Here is a 20,656-nt window from a genome sequence, read left to right on the forward strand (position 1 = left end):
TCGTGCAGGTTGAAAAGCTTCGCCGGCAAGGCCGGCCCCTACAGATGCGCGCGGGCTCTGCAGGAGCCGGCCTTGCCGGCGAAGAGGCCCTCAGGCGTCCTGATAGCTTTCGATCGACGGGCAGGCGCAGATCAGGTTGCGGTCGCCGAACACGTTGTCGACACGCCCCACGGGTGGCCAGTACTTGGCCTCCACCAGCGATGGCAGCGGGTACACCGCCTGCTGGCGGCTATAGCCGTGGGGCCATTCGCCGGCCAGCTCGGCCGCGGTGTGCGGGGCGTTCTTCAGCGGGTTGTCGTCCTTGTCCAGGCTGCCGTTCTCCACTGCGCGAATCTCTTCGCGAATACAGATCATGGCGTTGCAGAAGCGGTCCAGTTCCTCCTTGGCCTCGCTCTCGGTCGGCTCGATCATCAACGTGCCGGCCACCGGGAACGACATGGTCGGGGCATGGAAGCCGAAGTCGATCAGGCGCTTGGCCACGTCGTCGACGCTGATGCCGCTGCTGTCCTTGAGCGGGCGCAGGTCCAGGATGCACTCGTGCGCCACCAGGCCATTGCCGCCGGTGTACAACACAGGATAGTGCTCTTCCAGGCGGCGGGCGATGTAGTTGGCATTCAGGATCGCCATCTGCGACGCACGCTTGAGCCCGGCGCCGCCCATCATGCGGATGTACATCCAGGTGATCGGCAGGATGCTTGCACTGCCGAACGGCGCCGCGCATACCGCGCCCTGGGGGTTGTGCAGGTGCGCATGGCCCGGCAGGAACGGCGCCAGGTGCGCCTTGACACCGATCGGGCCGACGCCCGGGCCGCCACCGCCGTGGGGGATGCAGAAGGTCTTGTGCAGGTTCAGGTGGGACACGTCGCCGCCGAACTTGCCCGGGGCGCACAGGCCGACCATCGCGTTCATGTTGGCGCCGTCGATGTACACCTGGCCGCCGTTGTCGTGGATGATCGCGCAGATCTCGCCGATGGCCTCCTCGAACACACCGTGGGTGGACGGGTAGGTGATCATCAGCGCGGCCAACTGGTCGCGGTGCTTGATGGCCTTGGCGCGTAGGTCGTCGATGTCGACGTTGCCACGGGCATCGCACGCAGTGACCACCACGCGCATGCCGGCCATGTGTGCGGTGGCCGGGTTGGTGCCGTGGGCCGACGAGGGAATCAGGCAGATATCGCGGCGGGCATCGCCCCGGCTCTGGTGGTAGGCGCGGATCGCCAGCAGGCCGGCGTACTCGCCCTGCGAACCGGCGTTGGGCTGCAACGACACGGCGTCATAGCCAGTGGCGGCGCACAGCATGGCCTCCAGCTCGTCGGTCAGTTGCTGGTAGCCCTGGCTCTGCTCGGCGGGGGCAAAGGGGTGCAGGTTGCCGAACTCGGCCCAGGTCACCGGGATCATTTCGCTGGCGGCGTTGAGCTTCATGGTGCACGAGCCCAGCGGAATCATGGTGCGGTCCAGCGCCAGGTCCTTGTCGGCCAGCTTGCGCAGGTAGCGCATCAGTTCGGTTTCGCTGTGGTAGCGGTTGAACACCGGGTGTTCGAGGATGGCCGACTGGCGCAGCAGGGCGGCCGGCAGTCGTGCTGGCGTGGCAGCGGCCAGCGCGGCGAAGTCCGGTACGGCCTGGCCATTGGCGAACAGCTGCCACAGGGCCTCGACATCGGCCTGGGTGCTGGTTTCGTCCAGCGACAGGCCCAGGTGGTCGGCATCGATCTGGCGCAGGTTGAGCTGGCGGGCGCGCGCCTGTTCATGCAGCGCGGCAGTCGCGCCGCCAGTGGCCAGGGTCAGGGTGTCGAAGAACGCGGCGTTCTGCACGTTCACGCCCAGTGCCTTGAGGCCGCAGGCCAGGATCGCGGTCAGCTGGTGGGTGCGCTGGGCGATCTGCTTGAGGCCCTGCGGGCCGTGGTACACGGCGTACATGCTGGCGATGTTGGCCAGCAGTACCTGGGCGGTGCAGATGTTGCTGGTGGCCTTCTCGCGGCGGATGTGCTGCTCGCGGGTCTGCATGGCCAGGCGCAGGGCGGTCTTGCCGAAGCGGTCGATGGACACGCCGACCAGGCGCCCGGGCATGTCGCGCTTGAACGCATCGCGGGTGGAGAAGTACGCCGCATGCGGGCCGCCGAAGCCCAGCGGCACGCCGAAGCGCTGGGCGCTGCCGATGGCCACGTCGGCGCCGAACTCACCCGGCGGGGTCAGCAGGGTCAGCGCCAGCAGGTCGGCGGCTACCGCCACCAGCGCGTTGGCGGCGTGCAGGCGCTCCACCAGTTCGCGGTAGTCGAACACCTCGCCGTTGCTGGCCGGGTACTGCAGCAGGGCGCCGAAGAAGGCGCTCACGTCGCCCAGCTCGCGCTCGTCGCCCACCACCACCTCGATGCCCAGCGGCTCGGCACGGGTGCGCAGCACGTCGAGGGTCTGCGGGTGGCAATGCACCGAGGCGAAGAAGGCGTGGCTGCCCTTGTTCTTGCTCAGGCGCTTGCAGAAGGTCATGGCTTCGGCGGCGGCCGTGGCTTCGTCGAGCAGGGAGGCGTTGGCGATCGGCAAGCCGGTGAGGTCGCTGATCAGGGTCTGGAAGTTCAGCAGCGCTTCCAGGCGGCCCTGGGAAATCTCGGGCTGATAGGGGGTATAGGCGGTGTACCAGGCCGGGTTTTCCAGCAGGTTGCGCAGGATCGGTGCCGGGGTGTGGGTGTTGTAGTAGCCCTGGCCGATGAAGCTCTTGAACAGCTGGTTCTTGCCGGCGATGGCCTTGAGCGAGGCCAGGGCATCGGCTTCGCTCTGCCCGTCACCGAGCTCGAGCACGCTGGTGCCCTTGATGCTGTCGGGGATCACGGCGGCGCTCATGGCCTCCAGCGAGTCGAAGCCCAGGGTGGCGAGCATGGCCTGCTCGTCGGTGTCGCGCGGGCCGATATGACGGGCGATGAACTGATTGGCGGTGCCGAGGTTGATGGTCATGGTGATTTCCTCAGGCGTCGGCGTTGGCTTTGATCAGACGGTCGTAGGCGTCCTGGTCGAGCAGTTGCGCGACGGCGCCGGCATCGGCCGGGATGAAGCGGAAGAACCAGCCTTCGCCCAGCGGGTCTTCGTTGACCAGCTCGGGGCTGTCCTGCAGCTGTTCGTTGACTGCCACCACTTCACCGGTCAGCGGCATGTACACGCCGCTGGCGGCTTTGACCGATTCGACGGTGGAGGCTTCGGCCCCGGCTTCGTAGGTTTGCAGTTCCGGCAGTTGCACATAGACCACGTCACCCAATGCGTTCTGGGCAAAGGCGGTGATCCCGACCGTGACGCTGCCGTCGGCTTCGGCGCGCAGCCATTCGTGATCTTCGGTAAAACGCAACTCGCTCATGGGAACTCCTCAGGGGTGCGGTAGGGCTCACCATCAGGCCAGCCCGGAACTGACATCTCCTTAGCAAGTTCGTGGCCATTTATAAAAAATGCTTACAAATCAATTATTTATGTATTTGTCGGTGGTGCTCGTTACGCAGGTCGTAGCGAAATCGCTACACCTGTCGAGTATTGAAAAAGCGCAGAGGGATCAAAACCTTGCATTACAGTGGCAAACGGGCGATGTAGCGAAATCGATACGGTGTATCGAATTCGCTACGGAAGGGTTTCCTTTCCGGGAATGCCATACTTGCGCAGCCGATGCGCAATAGCCGTGTGCGAAGTCTGCAAGCGGCTGGCCAACTGGCGGGTGGAGGGGTAGGTGGCGTAGAGCTTTTCCAGCAGGCCACGCTCGAAGTTCTCCACGGCCTGCTCCAGGCTGGCCACTTCACCATCGCTTTGGCGCGCCACCGAGGTGCCGGCAATGTCCAGGTCACCAATATCCACCAGGCTGCTCTCGCAGATGGCCGCAGCGCGAAAGATCACGTTCTGCAACTGGCGCACGTTGCCCGGCCAGCGGTTGCCCAGCAACGCCGGGTAGGTGCCCGGCGCCAGCCGGCACAGCGGACGCTGGATCTGCGTGCAGGCCTGGCGCATGAAGGCACGCGCCAGCATCAGGATGTCCTGGCCACGCTCGCGCAGCGGCGGCACTTCCAGATTGAGCACGTTCAGGCGGTAGAACAGGTCTTCGCGAAAACTGCCTTCGGCAACCATCTTTTCCAGGTCGCGGTGGGTGGCGCTGAGGATGCGCACGTTGACCTTGACCTCGCGATCACCGCCCACGCGGCGAAAGCTGCCATCGCTCAGAAACCGCAGCAGCTTGGCCTGAAGGTAAGGCGACATCTCGCCGATTTCATCGAGAAACACGGTGCCCTGGTTGGCCAGCTCCATCAGCCCCGGCTTGCCGCCGCGTTGCGCGCCGGTGAAGGCACCGGGGGCGTAGCCGAACAGCTCGCTCTCGGCCAGGTTCTCCGGCAGCGCCGCACAGTTCAGTGCCAGGAAGGGTGCGTTGTGGCGGCTGCTGATGGCGTGGCAGGCACGGGCTACAAGTTCCTTGCCGGTGCCGGTCTCGCCGTGGATCAGCAGCGGCGCATCCAGCGCCGCCACACGCAGGGCGCGGGCCTTGAGGGTACGGATGGGCGGCGAGTCGCCGAGCAGCGCGTCGAAGCCTTCGGCATGGTCGTGGTGCAGGGCCGACAGGCGTTCGCCGATGCGGTTGGCCTGGTACAGCGTCAGCAGGGCGCCGGCGTTGGTGATCGGGGTGGCGTCGAGCAGCAGGGTCTGGCCGTTGAGGGTGACTTCGCGCAGGGGCAGGTGGAAACCCTGTTCGATCAGCGCATCGAGCAGTTGCGGGTCGCCGAACAGCTCACCCACCGAGCGGCCCTCCGGGTCCTGGCCGCACAGGGCGATCAATGCGGGGTTGGCCAGCAGCACATGGCCGGCGCTGTCCAGGGCCAGGACCGGGTCGCTCATGGCGGCGAGCAGGGCATCGAGCTGCAGGTGGCGGCGCTGGCCGGGGAGGATGTCGACCACTTTCACGCTTTGCACGCCGTGCACGTTGAACAGCGCGTCATGCAGCTCTTCGAGCACGTCGGGGCTCAGGGTCGGGGCGTCGATGTAGACGTTGGGCGGCACCATCTCCACGGCGTCCAGGTTGAGGTGGCGGGCACCGAGCAGGGCCAGCACTTCCTGGGTGATGCCGACGCGGTCGATGAAGCTGACGTGGATACGCATGGGGGATGTTCTGGCTTGCCGGGATGGCAAGTATGCCCTGCGACCGCTGCGCGGTCGAATCGCGGGTCAAGCCCGCTCCCACAGGCGCAGGTGATTTTTGTGGGAGCGGGGTTGACCCGCAATGAGGTCGTGGTGGGCTAGCCCAGGTGCTCGGGCTTGACCGGGTCGCCCGATTTCACATCGAGCTGTGCGCGCACATCCTCGAACATCATGTCGTAGATCTTGTGCAGCGAGCTGATGCTGGCGGTTTTGGGCATGCCGTACTTCTGCGCGATGATCGAGGCCTGCCGCGCGAAGTCGAAGGCCTGGTCCTTGGGCATGAAGAAGGTTTCGTCCATCGGCTTGTCCTCGATGGTGCCATGCATGCGAAAACTCATGCCTTTGCCTTCCTTGGGATCCTGCTCAACCTTGTAGTCGATGCACAGGTTGTAGCTGTAATCGGCCTTGTTCAGCGCATGGCGCTCGATGTGCAGATGACCGGGTTCGAATATGGCCATGGCGGCTCCTCTGGAAGGTTGAAACGGGCGGACCTGCAGATCCGCCCAACTGCATCAACGGTAGTCGATACCCGGCTTGGACGTACTCACCCGAGTGCCGGCAGTGCCCTTGACGATGTCTTCGATATCGGCCAGCGAGCCGATAACCGCTACTTTGCCGGTGTGCCGGGCAAAGTCGCAAGCGGCCTGCACCTTCGGCCCCATGGAGCCTGCGGCAAAGCCCAGGCGCTCCAGTTCGTCCGGGTGGGCCTGAGCGATGGCTTTCTGGGTCGGCTTGTTGAAGTCGACATACGCCGCGTTCACGTCCGTGGCAATCACCAGCAGGTCGGCGTCCAGCTGTTCGGCCAGCAGCGACGAGCACAGGTCCTTGTCGATCACCGCCTCGATGCCCTGCAGCTTGCCGTTCTCACCATACATGGTGGGGATGCCGCCACCCCCGGCACAGATCACGATACTGCTCTTTTCCAGCAGCCACTTGATCGGGCGGATCTCGAAGATGCGCTTGGGTTTGGGGCTGGCCACCACGCGGCGGAACTTGTCGCCGTCGGCCTTGACCACCCAGCCTTTTTCCTTGGCCAGGCGCTCGGCTTCTTCCTTGCCGTAGACCGGGCCGATGAACTTGGTCGGGTCCTTGAAGGCAGGGTCGTTGGCGTCCACTTCCACCTGGGTCAGCAGGGTGGCGAAGGGCACCTCGAAGTCCAGCAGGTTGCCCAGCTCCTGTTCGATGATGTAGCCGATCATGCCTTCGGTTTCGGCACCGAGCACGTCCAGCGGGTAGGCTTCGTCGGGTTTGTAGGATTGCGCCTGCAGCGACAGCAGGCCGACCTGCGGGCCGTTGCCGTGGGCGATGACCAGTTCGTTGCCGGGGTGGATCTTGGCGATCTGTTCGGCGGCGATACGGATGTTGGCGCGCTGATTGTCGGCGGTCAGGGGCTCGCCGCGGCGCAGCAGGGCGTTGCCGCCCAATGCAACAACGATACGCATGATGATGTCCTTTCTAGGGTGCAGGAGCCGGCAGCGCCGGCTCCCGGCGGGGTTACAGGTCGGCCAGGGTCGACACCAGGATCGCCTTGATCGTGTGCATGCGGTTTTCCGCCTGCTCGAAGGCGATGCAGGCCGGCGACTCGAACACGTCATCGGTCACTTCGATGCCGTTGGCCAGGTGCGGGTACTGCTCGGCGATCTGCTTGCCGACCTTGGTGTCGGAGTTGTGGAACGCCGGCAGGCAGTGCATGAACTTGGTGCGTGGGTTGCCGGTGGCCTTCATCAGCTCGGCGTTGACCTGGTATGGCAGCAGTTGCTTGATGCGTTCGCCCCAGGCTTCGACCGGCTCGCCCATCGATACCCACACGTCGGTGTGGATGAAGTCCACGCCCTTGACCGCAGCTTTCGGGTCTTCGGTGAGGGTGATGCGGGCACCGCTTTCCTCTGCGTACTGTTTGCAGCGTGCCACCAGGTCGTCATGCGGCCACAGGGCCTTGGGCGCACAGATACGCACGTCCATGCCCAGCTTGGAGCCGACCAGCAGCAGCGAGTTGCCCATGTTGTTGCGCGCATCGCCCAGGTAGGCGTAGCTGATGTCGTGGATCGGCTTGTCGGCATGCTCGCGCATGGTCAGCACGTCGGCGATCATCTGGGTGGGGTGGTATTCGTCGGTGAGGCCGTTGAACACCGGTACGCCGGCGAACTTGGCCAGTTCCTCGACCACTTCCTGCTTGAAGCCACGGTACTCGATGGCATCGTACATGCGCCCGAGCACGCGGGCGGTGTCCTTCATGCTCTCCTTGTGGCCGATCTGCGAGGAGTTGGGGTCGATGTAGGTGACGTTGGCGCCCTGGTCATAGGCGGCCACTTCGAAGGCGCAACGGGTGCGGGTCGAGGTCTTCTCGAAAATCAGCGCAATGTTGTTGCCCTTGAGGTGCTGCTGCTCGGTGCCGGTGTATTTGGCACGCTTGAGGTCACGGGACAGGTCCAGCAGGTAGCGCAGCTCGCGCGGGGTGTGGTGTTCCAGGCTCAGCAGGCTGCGGTTGTGGATGTTGAACGCCATGATGTTGCTCCTGTTCTTTTAGAACGCAAAGGGCTGATCGGCCCGGCCGGCGCCTTGTGGGCGCGGCCGGACGATGGTCGTTTTAGTAGTCGATTGGGTCGCGCACGATCGGGCAGGTCATGCAGTGGCCGCCCCCACGTCCGCGGCCCAGTTCGCCGGCACTGATGGTGATGACCTCGACACCGGCCTTGCGCAGCAGGGTGTTGGTGTAGGTGTTGCGGTCGTAGCCGATGACCACGCCCGGCTCCACGGCCACCACGTTGTTGCCGTCGTCCCACTGCTCGCGTTCGGCGGCGAAGCTGTTGCCACCGGTTTCAACCACGCGCAGCTTGGGCAGCTTGAGGGCCTTGGCCACCACATCGAGGAAGCTGGCTTCTTCGCGGCGGATGTCGATGCCGCCCTGCTTGCTTTCGTCGGGTTGCAGGGTGAAGGCGACGATCTGGTTCACCACTTCGGGGAAGATCGTGACCAGGTCGCGGTCGCAGAAGCTGAACACGGTGTCCAGGTGCATCGCAGCGCGGGACTTCGGCAGCCCGGCCACGATCACGCGTTCCACGGCCTTGTTCTTGAACAGGTTCAGCGCCAGTTGGCCGATGGCCTGACGCGACGTGCGTTCGCCCATGCCGATCAGTACCACGCCGTTGCCGATAGGCATCACGTCGCCGCCTTCGAGGGTGGAGTTGCCGTGGTCCTTGTCCGGGTCGCCGTACCAGATCTCGAAATCGGCGTTGGTGAACTGCGGGTGGAACTTGTAGATGGCGGTGGTCAGCAGGGTCTCCTGGCGACGCGCCGGCCAGTACATCGGGTTCAGCGTCACGCCGCCGTAGATCCAGCAGGTGGTGTCGCGGGTGAACTGGGTGTTGGGCAGCGGCGGCAGGATGAAGCTGGAGTGGCCCAGGAAGTCGCGGAACATCTGGATGGTCTTGCCACCGAAGCTGTCGGGCAGGTCATCGGCCGAGACGCCGCCGATCAGGTACTCGGCGATGTGTCGCGGCTCCAGGCTGCGCAGCCAGGATTTCACTTCGTTGATCAGGCCCAGGCCCACCGAGTCGGCGGTGACCTTGCGCTCCAGAATCCAGTCCAGTGCTTCGGGCATTGCGACGATGTCGGTCAGCAGGTTGTGCATTTCCAGCACTTCGATGCCGCGCTCGCGCATCTTGGTCACGAAATCGAAGTGGTCGCGCTTGGCCTGGGCGACCCAGAGTACGTCGTCGAACAGCAGTTCGTCGCAGTTGTTCGGGGTCAGGCGCTGGTGGGCCAGGCCTGGGGAGCAAACCATCACTTTGCGCAGTTTGCCGGCTTCGGAATGTACGCCGTACTTAGCTTTTTCCGTGGACATGGTTCATTTCCTCCAAGTTGCGAATACGGGGGGTTACAGAGTCAGGAAGCCGTCGTACAGGCCATAGGCCGCCACCAGGGCGCCAATGACTACGGCGGCGAAGATCAGCTTCTCCACGTTGGTAAAGATCGGTTGGCCCACCTCGCGCTTGGCCTTGGCGAACAGCACCACGCCAGGGGCATACAGCAGGGCCGAGAGCAGCAGGTACTTGACGCCACCGGCGTACAGCAGCCAGATGGCATAGAGCAGTGCGATACCGCCGATGATCAGGTCTTTCTTGCGTTCGGCCAGGGCCTGTTCATAGGTTTCGCTGCGCAGTGCCAGCAGGAACGCATAGGCCGCCGACCACAGGTAGGGCACCAGGATCATCGAGGTGGCGAGGTAGATCAGCGACAGGTAGGTACTGGCCGAGAACAGCGTGATGACCAGGAAGATCTGCACCATGGCGTTGGTCAGCCACAGGGCGTTGGCCGGCACGTGGTTGGCGTTCTCGCGGCGCAGGAACTCCGGCATCGTGTGGTCCTTGGCTGCGGCGAACATGATCTCGGCGCACAGCAGTACCCACGACAGCAGGGCCCCCAGCAGCGAGACGATCAGGCCGACGCTGATCAGCACCGCGCCCCAGTGACCGACCACGTGCTCGAGCACGGCGGCCATCGACGGGTTCTGCAGCTTGGCCAGTTCCGGTTGGGTCATGATGCCCAGCGACAGCACGTTCACCAGTACCAGGAACAGCAGCACGGTGATGAAGCCGATCACGGTGGCCTTGCCCACGTCGGAGCGTTTTTCGGCGCGGGCCGAGAAGATGCTGGCGCCCTCGATGCCGATGAACACCCACACGGTGACCAGCATCATGTTGCGCACCTGGTTCATCACGCTGCCCAGGTCCGGGTTCATCGTGCCCCAGATGTCGGCGGTGAAGATGTCCAGCTTGAACGCGAACAGGGCAATCAGGATGAACAGCGCCAGTGGCACGACCTTGGCCACGGTGGTGACCAGGTTGATGAACGCTGCTTCCTTGATGCCGCGCAGCACCAGAAAGTGCACTGCCCACAGCAGGATCGAGGCACCGATGATCGCCGCCGGGGTGTTGCCTTCGCCGAAGATCGGGAAGAAGTAGCCCAGGGTGCTGAACAGCAGTACGAAGTAGCCCACGTTGCCCAGCCAGGCACTGATCCAGTAGCCCCAGGCGGACGAAAAGCCCATGTAGTCGCCAAAACCGGCCTTGGCGTAGGCGTATACGCCGCCGTCCAGGTCAGGTTTGCGATTGGCCAGGGTCTGGAACACGAAGGCCAGGGTCAGCATGCCGATGGCGGTGATGCCCCAGCCGATCAGCACGGCGCCGACATCGGCGCTGGCGGCCATGTTCTGCGGCAGCGAGAAGATGCCGCCGCCGATCATGGAACCCACTACAAGTGCGACTAACGCACCCAGTCGTAGTTTTCCGGGAGTGTCTGACATTGGATAACTCCATTCCAGGAGAAGAGAGATGCCAGAATAAATCCAGCAAGCGTGACGAGAGCTGATTCAGGTCAGTTCATTGATACATTCCATTGTTGTTGAAGGACTTGAAGCGCTGCAGCCGGCGCCTCGCCGACACCCCGCAAGCCTTGTGCAATGGCACCTCCAGCCTTTTTCTAGAGCATTCGCTCTGAATGGCTGCGAGATTTGAAGCTAGTCGCTTTTACGGGTTTAGCAAATTTTTGACGAGAAAAGATCTTGTTTGCTTGATGAAGTAGATGGGGTACGCAAAACTCACTGTTTAGTTCGCCTCGGCATAGACGTACTAGTTATGAAGGTTATAGTTTTGAAGACAATCCACTATAAACGTCAGGGCTGTGCTTATATTTAGGCCTAGTGTGTAACAGCACCATGACAACGCGGGACGAAAAGGGGAACTGCATGTCCGAACCAGGACAGAAACTGCGCTTGGGTGCGCTCGTCGCGCTGGTGGTGGGCTCGATGATCGGTGGCGGTATCTTCTCGCTGCCGCAGAACATGGCCGCGCGGGCCGACGTCGGCGCCGTGCTGATCGGCTGGGGCATCACCGCCGTCGGCATGCTGGCGCTGGCGTTCGTGTTCCAGACCCTGGCCAACCGCAAGCCCGAGCTCGATTCGGGTGTATATGCCTATGCCAAGGCCGGGTTTGGCGAGTACATGGGCTTTTCGTCGGCCTGGGGTTACTGGATCAGCGCCTGGCTGGGCAATGTGGGCTACTTCGTGCTGCTGTTCAGCACCCTGGGCTTCTACTTTCCGGTGTTCGGGGAGGGCAACACGCCGATCGCCATCGCCTGCGCTTCGCTATTGCTGTGGGCGGTGCACTTTCTGGTACTGCGCGGCATCAAGGAGGCGGCGTTCATCAACCTGGTGACCACCGTGGCCAAGGTGGTGCCGCTGGTGATGTTCATCGTGATCGCGGCGGTGGCGTTTCGCGCCGATATCTTCACCCGCGACATCTGGGGGCTGAGCAACCCCAAGTTCGGCGGGGTGCTGGACCAGGTGCGCAACATGATGCTGGTGACCGTGTTCGTGTTCATCGGCATCGAGGGCGCCAGCGTGTATTCGGCCCGTGCCGAAAGGCGTTCGGACGTGGGCAAGGCCACGGTGATCGGCTTTCTCGGGGTGCTGGCGCTGCTGGTGCTGGTCAACGTGCTGTCGCTGGGGGTGATGACCCAGCCGGAGCTTGCCGGCTTGCAGAACCCGTCGCTGGCCTCGGTGATGGAGCATATCGTCGGGCCCTGGGGCGGGCTGCTGATCAGCCTGGGGCTGGCGGTGTCGCTGCTGGGGGCGCTGCTGTCGTGGGCGTTGCTGTGTGCCGAGATCCTGTTCGCCACCGCCCGCGACAAGACCATGCCGCGGTTTCTGACCCGCGAGAATGCCAATCATGTGCCGGTCAATGCGCTGTGGATGACCAACTGCATGATCCAGCTGTTCCTGCTGATCACGCTGTTCTCGGCGGGCACCTACACCAGCCTGATCTACCTGGCGTCGTCGATGATCCTGGTGCCGTACCTGTGGTCGGCGGCCTATGCGTTTCTGCTGGCACTGCGCGGGGAAACCTATGAGCGCCACCCCGGGGCGCGGCGCAAGGACCTGCTGGTGGCCGGGGTGGCGCTGGTGTATGCGATCTGGCTGCTTTACGCCGGGGGGCTGAAGTACCTGCTGCTGTCGGCGCTGCTGTACGCGCCGGGGGTGATCCTGTTCTACCGCGCCAAGCACGAGCAGGGGCAGCCGCTGTTCACCGGGTGGGAGAAACTGATTTTCGCGGCGGTGCTGGTGGGGGCGGGGGTGGCGGCGTATGCGTTGTATGCGGGGTGGTTGACGCTTTAGAGCGGTGTCGAGGTGTTCGCCGGCAAGGCCGGCTCCTACAGGTTGGTGCGACCTTCTGTAGGAGCCGGCCTTGCCGGCGAAGAGCCTCTGGCGGTCACCAGCGAGGCTCGGCCGACCCCAGCTCGCAAGCCCCCCGCGCCCATGCCAGCGGCGCGCCTTGCACCTGCAACGGCGCCTGCAGGCGCCTGGCCGGCCCCCATGGCGTCTGCTCCACGGCCGGGGCCAGGTCTGCCTCGGTTTCGCCGGCCAACGGCAAGTCCTCGATCACCGTGCCCTGGTCCACCAGCAGCTTGGCCGTGCGCGCCAGCGACAGACGCGCCGAGCCGCCACAGCCGCTGCGCAGCCGCTCATCCAGTGCACGGATCGCGGCAGCCGCCATCAGGTAGCCGGTGGCATGGTCCAGGGCCTGCACCGGCAACGGCACCGGCCGCTCGCCCTGACGCCAGCGCATGCCCTCGCGAGCGATCCCGCTGCTCATCTGCACCAGGCTGTCGAAACCGCGACGATGCTGCCACGGGCCGCTCCAGCCATAGGCATTGAGGCTGACATCGATCAGCCCGGGGTTGAGCCTGCGCCGTTGTTCGGCGCCATAGCCGAGGCGCTCCAGCGCGTCGGCGCGGTAGCCGTGCAGGAGGATATCGGCACCTGCCAGCAGGCCTTCGAACACCGCGCGGTCCTCTGCAGCATGCAGGTCCAGGCGCGCGCAGCGCTTGCCCAAGGTCACCTCGGCCACCACCGAGGGCTCCTCCCAGCCCGGCGGATCGATGCGCAACACGTCGGCACCGAACCCCGCCAGCAGGCGGCTGGCAACGGGCCCGGCAAGAATGCGCGTCAGGTCCAGCACGCGTACCCCCTTGAGCGGCTGCGCCGCGGTGCCGGTCCAGCCCTTGAGTACGCCAGCCGGCCCAGCCTTGCGATCGATCAGCGGCTCGGCATTGACCGCCATGCCCTGCGGGTGCGCCGACCATTGCTGCCAGCTGCGCATCTGCGCGGCACATCCGCCCGCAGCCACCACGGCAGTTTCCAGCGCCTCTGCCTCCCACTCGGCAACCCGCCGGGCCATCTGATCGCGGTCGTGTACCGCTCCCAGCACCCGTTCGGCAGCGGCGCGGTGATGCGCGGCATTGGTGTGCAGGCGGATCCAGCCATCGCGGGTCGGGTAATCGCCTGCCACGGCGTCCCACAGCGGCGGCAGGCTCCAGCCCTGGGGGCGAATGCTGGTGGCGAACCACAGGGAGCTCAGACGTCGGTCCACCTGCACCCCGGGGCGCGTGCCGGTCTGGCCGGCGAGCAGGTCGGCAATGGCCAGGCCCGTGGCGGCAATGCTGGCACTGGCCAGTTCGGTGACTTCGAATGTCGATGGCAGGGCTCCTGCAGTGTGCAGGTGCAGGTGCTCAAGCGCATCCTGGGCTAACCCCAGGGCGCTGACGATGCTGTTGAGAACATGACTCATGGTTGGCCCTCCCGTTGGTGGGCCATTGCAGACCATCAGGGCTGATTGGTCAAATGCGGGGCGGCAGGCACGCGCTCGGGGCGCGACCAGATCCACAGGTTGCCCAGGGCCATGCCGCCGATGGCGAGCCCTACCGGCCAGCGCAGGCCGATGAACACCAGCATCAGGCCGGCGCACAGCAGCATGCTGAGCGTGGCGCTGACCTTGGCCCGGCGCTGAATCACCTTGCCGTTGCGCCAGTTGTGCAGGATCGGCCCGAACAACCGGTGGTTTTCCAACCAGGCGCTCAGGCGCGGCGAGCTGCGCGTGGCAGCCCAGGCCGCGAGCAGGATGAACTCGGTGGTCGGCAGGCCGGGGATCACGATGGCCACCAGGCCGATGCCCAGGCTTACATAGGCAAGCAGGCCGAACAGCACGCGGGACAGCTTGGAGGTGGATGGGCGGGTCATGGGGTCCATTGACTGCACAGGTGAGGGCCGGCTGCCAGCGCGGCTGGCCGGCCCGGCACGCATCAGGCCAGCTCGGCCTTGGGCGCGGTGGCGTAGGCGTGTTTGAGCAACTCGGTAAAACGTTCGAACGCAGCCACGGCGCCTTGTTCAGCGGCCGCTTCTTCTTCGGCGCTGAGCTCCAGGCCATCGAGGATGCGGGTGAACTGCTTCCAGCCCTCGGCGCGACCACCGGCCGGCTCGCCCAGGTGACGGGCACCGAAGCTGTCCGACAGGCCCAGGCCGACGGCGCGCTTGATCAGGAACGCGGCGCCGAGTTTGGAGCCTTCGGAGACGAATATCCAGCCCATGGCGGCGCCCAGGCTCAGGTTGTGCACGGCGCCGGGGAAGGCGGCCGGTACTGCGGTGTCGAGGTCGGCGAGGTCGAGGCGGGCCTGTGCGGCGCGGCAGCGCTCGGCCAGGTCGGGCACGATGGCGATCAGTTGCGGGTCGTTGTACAGCGCCTGGAGTTCGGACTGGAACAGGTACTGGGCGACCACGAAACGGGCGAAGCTTTCGCGGGTGTCGAAGGGGGCATGGGACTTGACCAGCGCATCGAGCTCGCTGTGCGGCGCATGGGTGAGCTGGTTGAGGCGCTGCGAGCGCAGGGCAGGGCGTTCGGCGGTTGCGGTCATGGGGCATCCTTGGGAAATGGTGAGCGGGTGACTAGACGTTAGTAACTAGACGAATGAGGGGCGTGGAAATAGTAAAAAAGGTTGCGGGCCATTCGCCGGCAGGCCAGCTCCCTGTGGGAGCCGGCCTTGCCGGCGTAGCGTCTAGATATCCCACACCAGGTTGATGGCGAAGTTGCGCCCCGGTGCGGTCAGGCGGTCCAGATTGGCCGGCTGGGTAACCGCCGCTTCACCCAGGCCATCCTTGCCCACGGTGGCGTAGCTGCGCACGTCATCCCATTGCCAGTACTTCTTGTCGGCAAGGTTGTACACCCCGGCATTGATGGTGATGTCGTCTGTAACCTTGTAGAACCCGCTCAGATCCAGCGTGCCGTAGCCCGGGGTGCGGAAGCGGCCGCTGCTGCCGTCGGGGGCGAAGAAGTTGGTGTCATCGACGCGGTTCTTGCGCTTGACCACGGTCCAACTGAGCAGGGTGCCGTAGTCGCGTTGTTCGTAGCCCAGGCCGAACACCCCGGTCAGCGGGTTGACGCTGTTGAGCGGTTGGCCGGTGTCGTCGTTGCGGCCATTGGCATAGGCCAGGGAGGTCTGAGCATACAGGCCCTCTGGCGCGCCAAAAGGCGCCAGGCTCAGGCGGCCCTTGAACTCGACGCCCTTGATGGTCGCGTGCTTGATGTTGTTGGCGGCGAAGGTGTTGCCCAGGTCGGACGACTGCACGGCGTCTTCGTTGATGAAGTCGCGGTACTTGTTATAGAACACCGCCACATCGAAGTGCCCCGCATCGAAGTTGCCGCGCAGGCCGGTTTCGTAGCTTTTGCTCTTTTCCGGCTCCAGGTTCGGGTTCGGCTCCACGGTATACCCGCCTGCCAGGTTCACGAAGCGACCATACAGCGACTTGGCCGTCGGCGTGCGGAAGCCTTCAGCGTATTGCCCGTACCAGGTGTAGTTGTCGTTGAAGGCGTAGGTCACACCCAGCTTGGGCGAGACGCGGTGCCATTTCTTCTCGGCGTCATTGACGCTGTTGGCGCTGCCCAGTGCACCGAGGTACTCGTCGGTCATGTCGGGCTTGAGGCGGGTGTAGTCATAGCGTGCACCCGGCAGGAAAGTCCAGTCGTTCCAGCGGATCTCGTCCTGGGCGAACAGGCTGTATGTGTTGATGGTCGGGTCCGGGAAGTCGCTGACCTTGACCTGGGCGTCCACAGGGCTGGCATCGCCAACGGCGCGGCAGGTACCGCCCACATTCAAACAGGTTGCCGTGCCGCTGCGCGAACCGGTGACCTTCTGCTGCTTGAGCGTGGTGCCGTAGGTCAGCAGGTGTTCGGTATCGCCAAGGCTGAAGGCTTTGTCGAGCTGGGCGTCGAGTACCCACTGACGGTCCTGGTAGAGGGTCTGGCGATCACGGAACACCTCGCGCCCTCTGGCCGCATACACCTCTTCGGTGCGCTGGTCGGTCTTGCCGATCTGGTAGTTCAGGCTCCACTTCATGTTGTCGGCCAGTAGGCTGCCCAGGGCAAATTCGTGGTTGATGGCAAATCGCTCGCGGGTGACGGTGTCGTTGCCGGTACGTACGCGGTAGGAGTTGGAGGCACCAAAGCCGGGAATGAACGGCCCACCCACTGCGCTCAGTTGGTTGGTATCGCGATCATCCTTGTAGCGCTCGTAGGTCAGGCCCAGCCGCGCGTCGTCGGCGTAGTTCCAGCCCAGCTTGGCCAGCACGTTTGTGGTGCGCGCATCCTGCGGGTTGGCCTCGGTGCGCGCCAGGCCATCGCCGCTGTGGCTGCCGTAGGACTCGGTCTCGTGGCCGTTGCGCTGGCTCAGGTGCAGCAGGCCGTCGAAATCGCCCTCGCGCCCGGCCACGGTGGCCGAGGTCAGCCAGCTCTCGTCGGCCGAGCTGTAGCCGGCCTTGAGGCGTGCACCCACGTCCTTGCCCGGCTTGATGATGTCGTCCGGGTCGAGGGTGAAGTAGCTGACCGCGCCGCCGATGGCGTTGCTGCCGTACAGCACCGAGGCCGGGCCGCGCAGGATCTCCACGCGCTTGACGATCTCGGGGTCGACGTAGTTGCGCTGGGTCTGGGCGTAGGGGCCGTAGAAGTAGCTGTCGGGGATCGACACGCCATCGATCTGGGTCAGTACGCGCTCGCCATCGATGCCGCGGATGTTGTAGCCGTTGAGGCCGCTGCGCTGGCCGACGCCGCTGACCGAGACACCTGGCTCGTAGCGCACCAGGTCCTTGATGGTGTTGACGTTGCTGCGGTCCAGCTGCTCGCGGGTCTGCACGCTCACCGTGCTTGGCACCTGGTTCACGTCCTGCGCGGTACGGGTGGCGCTGACGGTCACCTGCTGCAGGGTGATGGCGTTGGAGGCGGCGCGCTCGATCACCACATTGCCGGCACTGAGCTTGCGGTAGTTCAGCTGGGTGCCGGCGAGCATCTGGCGCAGGGCCTGCTCGGGCGGCATCGAGCCGCGCACGCCTGGCGAGGCGACACCTTCGGCCAGCTCGGCGGACAACCCCACCTGCCAGCCGGTGACGGCGGTAAACGCGTTGAGCGCCGACACCAGCGGCTGCTGGGCAATGGCGAAGCGGTAGTCACCCATGCGCGGGTTGGCTGCCTGGGCGGGCTCGGCGGCCAGCGCCGGCAGGCTGCAGACGCCGCCGGCCAGCATGGCCAGGGTCAGCAGCGACAGCGTGCAACGTTGCAGGCCCGCTGTGCGGGTGGAGACGGTAGACCGGCGAGTGAAACCTCTGGACATCGAAAGCGCTCCCTGTCGCGCGAATGTTATAGGTGCGGCCGATTCAAAAATAAGAATCAGTTGCATTGGCTATAACGAGACGTGTGACCACGGGGCATCGCGTAAAAAAAGATTCCGATTCAGTTCAGAATCACCAGCGCCGGGTACTCCTGCAGGCGTGCGGAGGTGATGTGGGCCAGCGAGCGCACCGCTTCGAGGGGTTGGTCGAGGCGGTAGTTGCCGGTGACGGCGACGTTCTGCAGGCGCTCGCTGGTGTTGATGATCCAGCCCGGGTAGTAGCGCCCCAACTCGGCCAGCACCTGGCTCAGGGGGCAGTTCTCGAACACCAGCCGGCCCTCGATCCAGGCCAGGTCCTTTTGCCCGTCCAGGCGCTCGCGCTGGCTGAAACCGTTGGGGCCGAGGCTGATGCTGTCGCCGGCCGACAGGCGGATGCGCTGGTCGCTGTTGCCCAGCAGGTCGACGTCGCCGCGCTGCACCCGCACCTGTGCCTGGCCGTCGAGGTAGCGCACGGCGAAATCGGTGTCGCGCACGCTGGCGCGCAACGGCCCGGCGCGCAGCTCGAAGGGCTGCTGCCCGCCGGGGACCTGGAAGTAGGCTTCGCCCTGGTACAGCCGGGCGATGCGCTGGCGGTCGTTGATGTTGCTGGAGAACGCCGAATTGGTATTGAGCAGTACCTTGGAGCCGTCCTGCAGTTCCAGGCGCTGGCGCTCGCCGACCACGGTCAGGTGATCGGCCTGCAGGCGCATGGGCAGGTTGCCCACCGTGAACACACCCACCAGCAGCACCGCGGCGGTGGCCAGCGGCTTCCAGTGCGGGCGCAGGCGGGCCAGGCGCGAGGGACGCTGGCGTTGCTGCAGCTGCAGCGCGGCGGCGCGCACGCTGTCGCCGTGCCACAGGGCTTCGGCCTGCACGTAGGCCGGGGCATTGGCCGGGTCGGCCTCGAGCCAGGCCTCGAAGGCCCGGGTGTCTTCGGGCGTGGCGCATTGCAGGCGTATCAGCCAGTCCAGCGCCTGGTCCATGGCGCTGTCGCAGGCAGCCGGGTCTGGCGGCGCAGGGCGGTCAGGGGCACTGTCGGTCACGGAGGGTCCTTGGCATGCTTGTGTATCAGGTAATGATCAAGTGTATCGGCATGTGAGGCAAGCAGGCTCAATCGCGATTGAGACGATCGGCTACGCCTACACAGATGGCCATGATCAGTTTCAGTTCCTTCTGAACCGTGCTGGCGGACACCTTCAGTTGTTCGGCGATTTCCAGATAGCTGGCGCCGTGCAATCGGCTGAGGATGAAGATGCGCTGCTGGCGGGCGCTGAGCTCGCCCAGCGAGGTGCTCAGGCGGCGCAGCAACTGCTCCGCGTGGGTGGCGTCCTCGGCGCTGCCGTGGCTGGCGGCCACGTTGTGCAGCACCGCCTCGGGCACATCGTCGAGCAGGGTGCGGGCTTGCACGCGGCGGGCGCGCAGGTGGTCCAGGGCGAGGTTGCGGGCGGTCTGGAACACGAAGGGTTCGAGGTGCTCGATGGGGCGTTCGCCCAGGGCGCGGGTGACGCGCAGGTAGGTTTCCTGAAGCAGGTCTTCGGCGGTGCTGGGGTTGTCGACCATGCGCTGCAGGGTGCGTAGCAGGGTGACCCGCTGGGCGAGGAAGACGGCGTTGAAGTGGGACTGACTCACAGCGATACCTGACCGGGATTTCAGCGAATGATAATGCTTATCATCAATGCTGTTGGTCAAGGGGGAAAAGCAGCGGCAAGCTTTCAGCGCCAGGCGGCAGGAGGAAAAGCAGGCTTACCCCCCGGCTTGCCTGCCGCCTGAAGCTTGCGGCTTGAGACTTGAGACTATCGCGCCTCCCATAGCGCCAGGCAGTTGTCCAGCATGCGGTTGGAAAAGCCCCATTCGTTGTCGTACCAGGCCATCACCTTGAGCATCTTGCCGGCCACCTTGGTGTGATTGGCGTCGAAGATCGACGAAAGCGGGTTGTGGTTGAAGTCGCACGACACCAGCGGCAGGGTGTTGTAACCGAGGATCTTCGAGTGCTGGCTGGCCTCTTTCATCAGCGCATTGACCTCTTCCACGCTGGCCTCGCGTGTCACGTTCAGGGTCAGGTCCACCAGCGACACGTTGATCACCGGCACCCGCACGGCCATGCCGGTCAGCTTGCCGGCCAGTTCCGGCAACACCAGGCCCACGGCCTCGGCTGCGCCGGTCTTGCTCGGGATCATCGACTGGGTGGCCGCCCGCGCCCGGTACGGGTCGCTGTGGTACACGTCGGTCAGGCTCTGGTCGTTGGTGTAGGCATGGATGGTGGTCATCAGGCCCTGTTCGATGCCCAGTTCGCGGTGCAGTACCTGCGCCACCGGCGCCAGGCAGTTGGTGGTGCACGAAGCACTGGAGATGATCTGGTGCGAGGGGCGCAGGATGTCGTGGTTGACCCCGTACACCACCGTTGCGTCCACGCCCTTGCCAGGGGCCGAGATGATGACTTTGCGTGCCCCGGCAGTAAGATGGGCCGCGGCCCGGGTGCGCTCGGTGAACAGGCCCGTGCATTCGAACACCACGTCCACACCCAGCGCCTGCCACGGCAGCTCGGCAGGGTTGCGAATCGCGCTGACGGCAATTCGGTCGCCGTTGACCGTGATGCTCTCGCCATCGCTGTGAACCTGTGCATCGAATGCCCCGTGCACGCTGTCGTACTTGAGCAGGTGCGCATTGATCGAGCTGTCGCCCAGGTCGTTGATGGCGACGACCTGCAGGTCCTGACGGTAGCCTTGGGTATACAGTGCGCGAAGAATGTTGCGGCCGATGCGGCCAAAACCATTGATTGCGATACGTAATGTCATGGAGCTACCTCTGGCAGACTGTCTGAGCCCCGGAAAGAGCCTGAATCTGATTTTGTTGTTGGAATTACAAGATTATTCGTAAAAAAATAGAAAACAAGCCTTTTTGCTGGCAGTATTTTGTTCAATCTACAACGAGTGACCGGCCAAGCCGTTACCCACCGACATTCGCGCCCCTGCCTTGA

General features: G+C 64.7%; 16 protein-coding genes. 1 reads left to right on the top strand and 15 read right to left on the bottom strand.

Annotation, left to right across the window (positions count from 1 at the left end; all coding sequences use genetic code 11):
* Positions 1 to 90 precede the first annotated feature (90 nt).
* The 8 genes from gcvP to arcD (LOY33_RS05120) all read right to left on the bottom strand — a co-directional run bounded on the left by gcvP (position 91) and on the right by arcD (LOY33_RS05120) (position 10,456).
* Positions 91 to 2,946 (bottom strand): aminomethyl-transferring glycine dehydrogenase, encoded by a 2,856-nt coding sequence (gene gcvP / locus LOY33_RS05085; RefSeq protein WP_258662078.1) that lies wholly within the window; start codon positions 2,944 to 2,946, stop codon positions 91 to 93.
* A 10-nt stretch (positions 2,947 to 2,956) separates the two neighbouring features.
* Complete coding sequence (gene gcvH / locus LOY33_RS05090; RefSeq protein WP_043862428.1) at positions 2,957 to 3,340, bottom strand: glycine cleavage system protein GcvH; 384 nt, start codon at positions 3,338 to 3,340, stop codon at positions 2,957 to 2,959.
* Positions 3,341 to 3,594: 254 nt separating this feature from the next.
* On the bottom strand, positions 3,595 to 5,112 hold the full coding sequence (locus LOY33_RS05095; protein ID WP_043862427.1) for a sigma-54-dependent transcriptional regulator: 1,518 nt from the start codon (positions 5,110 to 5,112) through the stop codon (positions 3,595 to 3,597).
* A gap of 137 nt (positions 5,113 to 5,249) precedes the next feature.
* Positions 5,250 to 5,609, bottom strand: coding sequence for a DUF5064 family protein (locus LOY33_RS05100; RefSeq protein ID WP_043862426.1), 360 nt, complete (start codon positions 5,607 to 5,609; stop codon positions 5,250 to 5,252).
* A 54-nt stretch (positions 5,610 to 5,663) separates the two neighbouring features.
* Positions 5,664 to 6,593, bottom strand: coding sequence for a carbamate kinase (arcC, locus tag LOY33_RS05105; protein WP_043862425.1), 930 nt, complete (start codon positions 6,591 to 6,593; stop codon positions 5,664 to 5,666).
* Between the two features lie 52 nt (positions 6,594 to 6,645).
* Entirely contained in the window at positions 6,646 to 7,656 is a 1,011-nt protein-coding gene (locus LOY33_RS05110) for an ornithine carbamoyltransferase (RefSeq protein WP_043862424.1), read from the bottom strand.
* Between the two features lie 82 nt (positions 7,657 to 7,738).
* The gene (arcA, locus tag LOY33_RS05115; protein ID WP_043862423.1) at positions 7,739 to 8,995 is read right to left on the bottom strand and encodes an arginine deiminase; all 1,257 of its coding nucleotides are present in this window, start codon (positions 8,993 to 8,995) and stop codon (positions 7,739 to 7,741) included.
* A gap of 33 nt (positions 8,996 to 9,028) precedes the next feature.
* Positions 9,029 to 10,456, bottom strand: coding sequence for an arginine-ornithine antiporter (gene arcD / locus LOY33_RS05120; protein ID WP_054915088.1), 1,428 nt, complete (start codon positions 10,454 to 10,456; stop codon positions 9,029 to 9,031).
* A gap of 441 nt (positions 10,457 to 10,897) precedes the next feature.
* Between arcD (LOY33_RS05120) and arcD (LOY33_RS05125) the strand changes: the two genes are divergently transcribed.
* Positions 10,898 to 12,325 carry an arginine-ornithine antiporter gene (gene arcD, locus LOY33_RS05125; RefSeq protein WP_054915087.1) on the top strand — a complete coding sequence of 476 codons (1,428 nt, stop codon included), beginning with the start codon at positions 10,898 to 10,900 and terminating at the stop codon, positions 12,323 to 12,325.
* Positions 12,326 to 12,419: 94 nt separating this feature from the next.
* Here the strand turns inward: arcD (LOY33_RS05125) and LOY33_RS05130 are convergent, their stop codons facing one another.
* The 7 genes from LOY33_RS05130 to gap all read right to left on the bottom strand — a co-directional run bounded on the left by LOY33_RS05130 (position 12,420) and on the right by gap (position 20,474).
* Positions 12,420 to 13,778, bottom strand: a complete 1,359-nt coding sequence (locus tag LOY33_RS05130) for a CoA transferase (RefSeq protein WP_258662083.1) — start codon at positions 13,776 to 13,778, stop codon at positions 12,420 to 12,422.
* Positions 13,779 to 13,813: 35 nt separating this feature from the next.
* The gene (locus LOY33_RS05135; RefSeq protein ID WP_043860378.1) at positions 13,814 to 14,227 is read right to left on the bottom strand and encodes a YbaN family protein; all 414 of its coding nucleotides are present in this window, start codon (positions 14,225 to 14,227) and stop codon (positions 13,814 to 13,816) included.
* A gap of 62 nt (positions 14,228 to 14,289) precedes the next feature.
* Positions 14,290 to 14,898: a biliverdin-producing heme oxygenase gene (locus LOY33_RS05140; protein WP_258662086.1), complete on the bottom strand. Its 609-nt coding sequence runs from the start codon at positions 14,896 to 14,898 to the stop codon at positions 14,290 to 14,292.
* Positions 14,899 to 15,039: 141 nt separating this feature from the next.
* On the bottom strand, positions 15,040 to 17,643 hold the full coding sequence (locus LOY33_RS05145) for a TonB-dependent receptor (protein WP_100633039.1): 2,604 nt from the start codon (positions 17,641 to 17,643) through the stop codon (positions 15,040 to 15,042).
* 119 nt (positions 17,644 to 17,762) lie between these two features.
* Positions 17,763 to 18,722 carry a FecR domain-containing protein gene (locus LOY33_RS05150; protein WP_054915084.1) on the bottom strand — a complete coding sequence of 320 codons (960 nt, stop codon included), beginning with the start codon at positions 18,720 to 18,722 and terminating at the stop codon, positions 17,763 to 17,765.
* A 67-nt stretch (positions 18,723 to 18,789) separates the two neighbouring features.
* Complete coding sequence (locus LOY33_RS05155) at positions 18,790 to 19,308, bottom strand: RNA polymerase sigma factor (protein ID WP_043860382.1); 519 nt, start codon at positions 19,306 to 19,308, stop codon at positions 18,790 to 18,792.
* A 164-nt stretch (positions 19,309 to 19,472) separates the two neighbouring features.
* Complete coding sequence (gap, locus tag LOY33_RS05160; RefSeq protein WP_043860383.1) at positions 19,473 to 20,474, bottom strand: type I glyceraldehyde-3-phosphate dehydrogenase; 1,002 nt, start codon at positions 20,472 to 20,474, stop codon at positions 19,473 to 19,475.
* Between the last annotated feature and the right edge of the window lie 182 nt (positions 20,475 to 20,656).

Source organism: Pseudomonas sp. B21-036 (assembly GCF_024748925.1).
Classification (GTDB): Bacteria; Pseudomonadota; Gammaproteobacteria; order Pseudomonadales; family Pseudomonadaceae; genus Aquipseudomonas; species Aquipseudomonas palmensis.